Raw genomic sequence first — 1216 nt, forward strand, 5'->3', positions numbered from 1 at the left:
TTCGCTTAAGACAATTTAAACGTGACGTGCGTAAGGCGGAATAGCGCGGTAAAAATATGAATAAGCTGCTAATTGAAGAAAAACCATTACCAAGATATAATCTACATCATTATAATTACGGGTATCACGTATTTTTTATTGACAATATACGGATATTCCGTATATTGAATAATGTATGCAAACAGTGATTGAAACACCAGCTTATTTAATTTCCGCGAAAGAAGAAGGTATAACACCAGAAGAATTATTTAATATTGTTTCTTTTATTGCTGCTAATCCAGATGCTGGTGATCTTATGCAAGGAACCGGTGGAGCAAGGAAAGTTAGATTTCCAACAAAGCATAAGGGTAAAAGTGGAGGATATAGGGTTATTACCTTTTTCGGTGGTCAAAATATTCCGGTGTTTCTCTTAGATATTTACAGTAAATCATCTCAAGGAAATTTAACAAAATCAGAGAAGAATGAATTGAAGAAGATTTTAACTGCGCTTCTCGATGAATATAGAAAGGAAAAATAATGGATAAAAAAAATAAAGCAAAATCTCGTATATTACAAGGTGCTCGTGAAGCTCTTGCCTATGCTAAAGGTGAAGCGGATATCGCCAAATTTGGTATCCATATTCCTGAAAATGTTGATGTCAAAAAAATCAGAAAAAATATTGGGCTAACCCAGACCCAATTTGCAGCACGTTTTGGTTTTTCTGTAGGACGCATTCGTGATTGGGAACAAGGGCGATATTCTGTAGATACTTCTTCTCGTTTGTTGCTTTCAATTATTGAAAATGAACCTGAAGCGATTAATCGTGCTCTTAAAAAATCTCTATTGGCATAAGAGGGGAGTATCGTTTTTTACATCTCGATGTTTACAGGAATCATAACAAATCCTCATAAGATTTTTCACATCACATCGTATCATAAAAATAGTATGTATATTATACGTATACTATAAGTAAACCATATTTTGGACGTATGTTTTATGTTATATTGAAGTGGTTTTAATTTTATACAAATTTCTTTGAATTTATTGACCTATTTAAGGTTTTAAGAACTTCCTTTAATTCTGATTTTAACAAAGAACTTTTTTCTTCTTGGTTTGTTTTGTGCTTTTTTTCTAGGTCTAAAGAATTTACTTCTTGCTGATCTGGATGTTTGACTAAAGCGAACAAAGACCGTTCTAGATAGAGTTCTCCTCGCTTTTCTTTCTCAATCATGCCGCG

The 1216-nt window shown here is 33.1% G+C and carries 2 protein-coding genes and 1 pseudogene; 2 read left to right on the forward strand and 1 reads right to left on the reverse strand.

Annotated features, from left to right (window positions below):
• The first annotated feature begins 175 nt into the window (after positions 1-175).
• Both MCY_RS08750 and MCY_RS08755 read left to right on the forward strand, forming a co-directional pair.
• Positions 176-517 (forward strand): type II toxin-antitoxin system RelE/ParE family toxin, encoded by a 342-nt coding sequence (locus MCY_RS08750; protein ID WP_007348018.1) that lies wholly within the window; start codon positions 176-178, stop codon positions 515-517.
• Complete coding sequence (locus MCY_RS08755) at positions 517-831, forward strand: helix-turn-helix domain-containing protein (protein ID WP_007348019.1); 315 nt, start codon at positions 517-519, stop codon at positions 829-831. Before MCY_RS08750 ends, MCY_RS08755 begins: the two co-directional genes overlap by 1 nt.
• A 169-nt stretch (positions 832-1000) precedes the next feature.
• Here the strand turns inward: MCY_RS08755 and MCY_RS08760 are convergent.
• Positions 1001-1216: pseudogene (locus tag MCY_RS08760) on the reverse strand (replication protein C); the annotation flags it as partial.

Origin of the sequence: Bartonella rattimassiliensis 15908, assembly GCF_000278215.1 — a bacterium.
Taxonomy (GTDB): domain Bacteria; phylum Pseudomonadota; class Alphaproteobacteria; order Rhizobiales; family Rhizobiaceae; genus Bartonella; species Bartonella rattimassiliensis.